This window comes from Acidobacteriota bacterium, from assembly GCA_003696075.1.
Lineage (GTDB): Bacteria > Acidobacteriota > Polarisedimenticolia > J045 > J045 > J045.
Window position 1 is genome coordinate 1 of the sequence record RFHH01000038.1, and the last position, 7,038, is coordinate 7,038.

The window sequence follows — 7,038 nt, forward strand, 5'->3', positions numbered from 1 at the left end:
CCCCCCTTCGCCCCGACTCCCCCTGCCGCGCCCACCGCCAAGACGCCCGCTCCCGCGGCCGGGAACCCCACCGCCGCGGCGGTTCGGTCAGGAACCGTGCCGACGAAGACCCGGCGCCGAAAACGCACCGCGAAGGAAGCACCCCGGTTGCCGGGGGGCCGTCCCCGGGTTACATGGGTACCGTCCCTCGCCTGCCCTCATGAAACGCCCTGCCCTCGACACCGTCCACCTCGTGACCCGCTCCGTTCCGGGCGGGTGGGACCGGTTGTGCGCGCACGTCGAGGCGTGCCTCGCGGCCGGCATTCGGATCGTCCAGTTCCGCGACAAGGAAGCTCCCGATCGCGAGAAGGTCCGGCGCGTGCGTGAACTGCTCGAACTCGCGCGCCGTCACGCAGCGATCGTCCTGGTGAACGACCGGCTGGACGTCGCGCTCGCGGCGGGTGCGGACGGGGTGCACCTCGGGGCGGACGATCTTCCGTGGGAGGCGGCCCGGCGGCTGGCGCCACCGCCGTTCGTCCTCGGCTGCACCGCCGCCACGCCCGAGAGGATTGCCCGGGCCAAGGCCGCGGGCGCCGACTACGTGGGCGCCGGTCCGGCCGCACCGAGCAGGACCAAGCCCGACACCGGGCCGCGGCTCGACGGTCCGGCGTACGCCGCCCTCGCCCGAGCGGCCGCGGGACCTCCGCGTCCGATACCGCTGATCGCTGTCGGCGGCATCACGGCGCGCGAAGTGCCCGCGCTCGTCGAGCGGGGGGTGGCGGGCGTGGCCGTCAGCGCGGCGGTGCTGCTCGCGGAGGACCCCGGAGACGCCGCCGCCCGACTCGTGCGAACGCTGGAGACCGCCAGGCGCGGTGCAGCGGGGGAGGGTTCTCCTCCCGGGCTCACCTGAGCGCACCGTCCCAGGCGGCGATGACCCGGGCGATCCGCTCCGCGGCGCGCCCGTCCCACTTTTCGGGAACCGTCCCCGCCTTCGCCTTCCCGGCAAGAAGCTCGTCCACGGCGGCGAGGATCCGGGACGGATCCCGGCCGACCAGGCGGTTCGTTCCCTCCGTGACGGTCGCCGGCCGCTCGGTGTTGTCCCGGAGCGTGAGGCACGGGATTGCGAGCGCGGTCGTCTCCTCCTGAATCCCTCCCGAGTCGGTCAGGACCATCCGGGCCTCCGACATCAGGTGGAGGAACTCGAGGTAGCCCACCGGCGGGACGACCCGGAGGTCCCCGGCGTCTCCGCGGCGCCCCTCGAGCCACCGGTCGAGCGCCGGCCGCGTTCGGGGGTGAACCGGGAAGAGCACCGGGAGCCGGCGAGCCGTCTCGGCCACCGCTCCCATGATCGCCGAGAAGGTCTCGAACCGGTCGACGTTGGCCGGTCGATGCAGGGTGAGCAATGCGTACCGCTGCGGCTCCAGGCCGAAGCGCGACACCGCCCCGGTCGCGCGCGCCGCATCGAGGTGGCTGCGCAGTGTATCGATCATCACGTTGCCGACGAAGTGGACGCGGTCCGGCGGCGCCCCCTCGCGGGCGAGGTTCTCGAGCCCGCTCCGTTCCGAGACGAACAGGAGATCGGACAGCGAATCGGTGACGATGCGGTTGATCTCCTCCGGCATCGTGCGGTCCCCCGAGCGCAGCCCTGCCTCCACGTGCGCCACCCCGATCCCGGGCATCTTCTTCGCCACGAGCGAGCAGGCGGCCGTGCTGTTGACGTCTCCCACGACGACGACGAGGTCGGGCTTCCGCTCGAGAAGCACCGGCTCGAACCGTTGCATGATGAGGGCGGTCTGCTGCGCGTGGGATCCGGAGCCGACTTCGAGGTTCACGTCGGGTTCGGGAATGCCGAGCTGCTCGAAGAAGAGCCGGCTCATCTCGGGGTCGTAGTGCTGGCCCGTGTGAACGATTTCCGGCTCGATCCCCTCGGCGACGAGGGCCCGGTGCACCGGCGCGATCTTCATGAAATTCGGGCGCGCACCCGCGACCAGAAGCACGCGTCGACTCACGACCGCCTCCCCCCGCTCCGCGCCCGCACCGGCCGCGCCCGGCCCTCGGCTGCCGCGCCTGCAGAGGGGCAGTCGTCGGCGAGCACGCAGCTCCCGCAACGGGGTGCGCGGGCGGAGCACACCCTGCGGCCGTGCCAGATGAGCGCGTGGCTTGCGAACCCCCAGCTCTCCGCGGGGAACAGGGCCGTGAGGTCCTCTTCGATCTTCCTCGGCTCGCGGGCGCGGCTCAGGCCCAGCCGGCGCGCGAGGCGCTGGACGTGCGTGTCGACGGCCAGTGCCGGCTCGCCGAAAGCCGTCGAGAGGACGACGTTCGCCGTCTTCCGCCCCACTCCCGGCAGCGACTCGAGCGCCTTCCGGTCCCGGGGCACTTTCCCCCCGAAACGCTCCACCAGGGCCCGCGCCGTCCCCACCACCGCGCGCGCCTTCGTCCGGAACAGGCCGATCGACGCGATCAGCGGCTCGATCTCTTCGGGCCGCGCCGACGCCAGGCGGCGGGGCGTGGGAAACCGCCGAAACAGGGCCGGCGTGACCTTGTTCACCGCCCGGTCGGTGGTCTGAGCCGAGAGGATCGTGGCCACCAGGAGCTGGAACGGATCGCGGTGGCCCAGCTCGCAGTCCGCATCGGGATAGGCGGCGCGGAGCCGGGCAAGCAGGCGGCGGGCCCGGCGGCGGCGTTCGGCGGCGCTCTCTCGGGCGGCAACCATCGGCGAGACTCTAACCCGGATCGCGCGGAGGTGCTCCGCGAAGGCGCTCCGTGTTCGTGCCGTGGCAGACTGGATCGACCATGCTGGGCTACCGCGTTCGCCTGATGCTCGCGCTCGCGCTGGCGGGTGGCCTGCCACCGGTCGTCTTTCTGTGGGCCGCGCGCCCCCAGGTCGAGCTTCTCAGGAAGGGTCTGGCGCGGGAGGCCCGGCTCCGGGCCCAGGAGGGTGTCCGGGACCGCGTGACGGCCTGGGAACGTGAAACGGCGGCACGGCTCGCCGACTGGTGTCGCGCCGCCGGTGCCCCCGTCGGCCGCCTCCTGGAAGCCGCCGGAGAGCCCCGAACAGGCCGGAGGGTCCGCCTCGCCCTCGCGGAAGTGCGGGACGCCGCTCGGGCGGCGGGAATCGACGCCGGCGCGATCTTCGACCCCGAAGGGCGTCCGCTGCTCGCCTGGGGCCGGTACGGAGGGGCGTCGGCGGGCCGGAACCCGTCCTGGAGCTTCCTTCCGTCCGAGGGAGTGCTCCTCGAACTGGCCGAGCCGTGCCCGCCCGGCCGGCCGCAGGCGCTCCGCCTCGCGGCGGTTCGGCGCTTCCCGGCCGCGGAGTTCGAGCGGGCGCTCGCGGTAGCGGCGGGAGGGCCGGTCGTGGTCGGGAGCGTCCTTCCGGGCCGCCACCCGACGGCGCCGGACCGTGCGCTGTTGACCCTTCCGAGCGCCGAGGGAAGACCGGCCGTCGGCATCGAAATCGGCCTCGAGAACGCCGGCGCCGCCCCGGCACGACGTCTCGTCCGGGGCTTGCGGTGGGCCGCCGTCGCCACGGCCATCGCCGCCGCCGGGGTCGGGCTCTTCGCGGGCTACTCCTTGTCCCGCCCCTTGGCCCGGCTGACGCGCGAGGTGACCCGCCGCGCGGACGGGGCCCCGGACCGCTCCCCGCTCCCCGGCGGCCCCGGGGAGGTCGGTGAACTCGCAGCCGCCGTCGACCGGCTCGTCGCACGGCTCGATCGCGAGCAGCTCCGCCGCATGCGGGCGGAGAGGATGGCGGCGTGGCGGGAGATCGCGCGCCGGGTCGCGCACGAGGTGCGCAACCCCCTCACCCCGATTCGCCTCGCCATGGACAACCTCAGGCGCCTGCGCCGGCGTGACCCCTCGAAACTCCCGGAACACGTCGAGGAGGAGGCCGCGTCGGTGCTCGAGGAAGTGAGCCGGCTCGAGCGGCTCGTGCGCGAGTTCGCCGAGTTCGCCCGGCTTCCGGAGCCGCGGCTGCGCCCGGTGGACGTGGCAGCGGTGGCGCAGGGCGCGGCCGCCGGGCAGATCCCCTCCGGCGGTCCGATCCGCCTCGAGGTCTCCGTCGCCGGAAGCCTGCCACCCGTGGCAGGCGACCCGGATCTGCTCGGGATGGCGGTGGCCAACGTCGCGCGCAACGCCGTCGAGGCTCTGGGCGGGGGTTCGGGCAGGATCCGCCTCACGGTCCGGCCGCTGGAGCGCGAGCCGGTCGACGGGACTCCCGGAACGCTCGTGGAGGTCGCGGTGGAGGACGATGGACCGGGGCTGCCGCCCGACATCGCCGGGCGGATCTTCGACCCCTACGTGACCGGCCGCGCCGGTGACGGCACCGGCCTCGGACTTGCGATCGTTCGCTGGATCGTTCGGGGGCACGGAGGTCTGGTCCGGGCGGGGCCCGGATCGCTCGGCGGTGCCCGCATCGCGATCCTCCTTCCGGCGCACGGGCCGCCCCTGGCGGAGGAAGGATCCGGAGGCCCGGAATGGCGAGAGTGCTGATCGCGGACGACGAGGCGAACCTGAGGGCCACCGTCGCGCGGACGCTCCGCGGGGAGGGTCACGAGCCGGTGGAGGCGGCCGACGGCGTCGAGGCGGTTTCCCGGCTCCGGCGGGGCGGGATCGACGTCGTCCTTCTCGATCTGTCGATGCCCCGCCTCGACGGATTCGGGGTGTTGCAGGCGCTGGCCGAAGAGGAAGGAGCTCCCCCGGTCATCGTCCTCACCGCCCACGCGTCGCTGGACAACGCCGTGCGGGCGGTGAAGCTGGGCGCATGGGACTTCGTGGAGAAGCCGCCGGCCGCGGAAACGCTTCTGCTCCGGATCGAGCGCGCGCTGGAGGCGGCCCGCCGGCGGGAGGAGGAAGCGCGCGGCGGCGGCCCTCTCGAGCGGATCGTCGGCTCGAGCGCAGCGATCCGCCGGCTGAGAGAGACGATCGCGCAGATCGCCCCCACCGGAGCCCGCGTGCTCGTCGTCGGCGAAAACGGAACGGGAAAGGAGCTCGTGGCGCGGGCCCTTCACGAACTCTCCCCCCGGGCTGCGGGACCGTTCGTGCGCCTCAACTGCGCCGCCGTCCCGGTCGAGCTGTTCGAATCGGAGCTGTTCGGCCATGTGCGGGGAGCGTTCACGGGTGCGGTGGGCAGCCGGCGCGGCCGGTTCGAGCGGGCCTCGGGCGGCACGCTCCTGCTCGACGAGATCGGAGAGATGCCGCTCGCCGTCCAGCCGAAGCTGCTGCGCGCCCTCGAGGAGGGCGAGATCGAGCGGCTCGGCGCCGAGCGAGGGATCCGCGTGGACGCGCGGGTGATCGCCTCGACGAACCGGGACCTGGCCCGCATGGTCCGTGAGGGGCGCTTCCGGGAAGATCTCTACTACCGCCTCGAGGTGGTCACGATCGAAGTCCCGCCCTTGCGCCACCGGCGAGAGGACATTCCCGAACTGGCGCGCCACCTGCTTCGGGCCGCGTGCCGCGAAACCGGCCGGCGGGAAGTTCCCGAGCTGACCGCGGATGCGCTGGAGCGGTTGCGCCGCGAGGACTGGCCGGGAAACGTGCGTCAACTCCGGAACGTGATGGAGCGCGTGGCGATCCTCGTTCGCGGGCCGCGTGTGGACGCGGACGCTCTCGCGCCGCACCTCTCCGGATCCGCGGCGTTCGGGGACCCCGACCGCGGACCCCTCGCCGAGGCCGTCGCGGCGTTCGAGCGGCGGTTCATCCAGCGGGCGCTCGAGCGGCACGGCGGAAACGTGGCGGCCGCGGCGCGCGAGCTGGAAATCGAGCGAAGCAGCCTGTACCGCAAGATGCGGGCGATGGGCCTCCGCCCCTCCCGTTGATCGGAACCCGGGCCGCGGCGGCGCCCGTGGCCATCGGGCCACACGCGGTGGCGCCGTTGCCACACCCTGCCCGCCAGCTCCCCTGCCGCGATCTTTCCAACCCGTTCGCAGGCTCCCGGATGCGGCGATTTTCCGAGCGAGAAACGCCGGCACGCTTCGTGCCCCGTTCGATCGCGCCACGCGCGGCCGGACCACCGATTCCGCGCGCGATCGAAAGGAGGCGCAGATGCGAATTCTCATCCATCGACCCACGACCCTCGTCGCTCAAGCGGCGATCCTGCTGATCGCCGGGTGCACGGGCCCCGACACCGGGACGCCCGCCTCCGGCGACGGCGTCCTGGATCGCCCGATTCCGGCAGCCGCCGCAGCGCCCACTGCCGGGTCCGAGCCGATCCCCGCCGGACGGAACGCCAGCGAGCGGAGCGATCCGGCGGAGGCCGCGGAGACGCCCGACACGACTTCTCCGGGAGACGAAACGGCCGACGCGACCGCTTCCGATCCGGCGCGGGAGGGACGCCGGGCCTGGGAGGACGGCGACGTCGCGGCGGCGGTCCGGCTGCTCCGTCAGGCCGACCGCCTCGGCAAGGCCAGCCGCTGGGACCGCTATCTCCTCGGCCTGGCCCTGTGGAAGCAAGGCGAACTCGAGGAAGCCGCCGCGGTTCTGGAGGCAGTGGCCGCTGAGACCCCGCCGCTGCCGCGCGCCGCGGTGAATCTCGCCAGGGTGAGGCTCGACATGGGAGACGTGCCGGGAGCCCGCGACGCCGCCGAGCGCGCGCTGGCGGCCGCCCCCGACTTCGCTCCCGCGCACAACGTCCTCGGCCGGGTCCTCCTGGCCGAGGGGGACGCCCACGGGGCCGCGTCGGCCTTCGAGGACGCAGCGCGTCTCGACCCGGAGGATCCCTGGCCGCTGAACAATCTCGGCTACCTGTTCCTCGTGACGGGCCGGGCGGCCGAAGCCGCCCGGGTCCTCGAGCGGGCCGTCGAACGAGATCCCGAACTGGCCCCCGCCTGGAACAACCTCGCCCTCGCTCGGGAGCGGCTGGGCGAATTGGCCGGAGCCCGCGACGCCGCGGAGCGCGCCGCCCGGCTTTCGGGGCTCGACCGACACCGCGCCACTGCCGCGCGTCTCGAACGCCTCGCCCGGACCGCAGCGCCGCAGCGCCCCGCGCCAACGGTCGCGCCGGAGGACAACCTCGCGGAGGCGGGAGCGGGCGATCCCCGCGGGGAAGGGCTGTGAAGCCCGCGG

General features: G+C 74.0%; 6 protein-coding genes. 4 read left to right on the top strand and 2 right to left on the bottom strand.

All coding sequences use genetic code 11. The annotated features are described in order from the left end of the window. Positions 1–199 precede the first annotated feature (199 nt). Positions 200–889: a thiamine phosphate synthase gene (gene thiE / locus D6718_02285; protein ID RMG48190.1), complete on the top strand. Its 690-nt coding sequence runs from the start codon at positions 200–202 to the stop codon at positions 887–889. Here the strand turns inward: thiE and D6718_02290 are convergent. Together D6718_02290 and nth are read right to left on the bottom strand one after the other, a co-directional pair. Further along, a complete protein-coding gene (locus tag D6718_02290) occupies positions 882–1,943 on the bottom strand; it encodes a UDP-N-acetylglucosamine 2-epimerase (non-hydrolyzing) (GenBank protein RMG48195.1) in 1,062 nt (353 codons plus the stop codon). The genes thiE and D6718_02290 overlap by 8 nt on opposite strands. A 41-nt stretch (positions 1,944–1,984) precedes the next feature. Continuing rightward, complete coding sequence (gene nth, locus D6718_02295; GenBank protein RMG48191.1) at positions 1,985–2,692, bottom strand: endonuclease III; 708 nt, start codon at positions 2,690–2,692, stop codon at positions 1,985–1,987. Between the two features lie 80 nt (positions 2,693–2,772). Between nth and D6718_02300 the strand changes: the two genes are divergently transcribed. The 3 genes from D6718_02300 to D6718_02310 all read left to right on the top strand — a co-directional run bounded on the left by D6718_02300 (position 2,773) and on the right by D6718_02310 (position 7,029). Further along, the gene (locus D6718_02300) at positions 2,773–4,467 is read left to right on the top strand and encodes a HAMP domain-containing protein (protein RMG48192.1); all 1,695 of its coding nucleotides are present in this window, start codon (positions 2,773–2,775) and stop codon (positions 4,465–4,467) included. Then, positions 4,452–5,792 (top strand): sigma-54-dependent Fis family transcriptional regulator, encoded by a 1,341-nt coding sequence (locus tag D6718_02305; protein ID RMG48193.1) that lies wholly within the window; start codon positions 4,452–4,454, stop codon positions 5,790–5,792. Before D6718_02300 ends, D6718_02305 begins: the two co-directional genes overlap by 16 nt. Positions 5,793–6,018: 226 nt before the next feature. Next, positions 6,019–7,029 carry a hypothetical protein gene (locus D6718_02310; protein RMG48194.1) on the top strand — a complete coding sequence of 337 codons (1,011 nt, stop codon included), beginning with the start codon at positions 6,019–6,021 and terminating at the stop codon, positions 7,027–7,029. Positions 7,030–7,038: the final 9 nt, after the last annotated feature.

What these genes read in the sequence shown, in the direction of transcription:
- thiE (RMG48190.1), top strand. Translation starts at nt 200, where the DNA reads ATGAAACGCCCTGCCCTCGACACCGTCCACCTCGTGACCCGCTCCGTT.
- D6718_02290 (RMG48195.1), bottom strand. Translation starts at nt 1,943, where the DNA reads ATGAAGATCGCGCCGGTGCACCGGGCCCTCGTCGCCGAGGGGATCGAG.
- nth (RMG48191.1), bottom strand. Translation starts at nt 2,692, where the DNA reads ATGGTTGCCGCCCGAGAGAGCGCCGCCGAACGCCGCCGCCGGGCCCGC.
- D6718_02300 (RMG48192.1), top strand. Translation starts at nt 2,773, where the DNA reads ATGCTGGGCTACCGCGTTCGCCTGATGCTCGCGCTCGCGCTGGCGGGT.
- D6718_02305 (RMG48193.1), top strand. Translation starts at nt 4,452, where the DNA reads ATGGCGAGAGTGCTGATCGCGGACGACGAGGCGAACCTGAGGGCCACC.
- D6718_02310 (RMG48194.1), top strand. Translation starts at nt 6,019, where the DNA reads ATGCGAATTCTCATCCATCGACCCACGACCCTCGTCGCTCAAGCGGCG.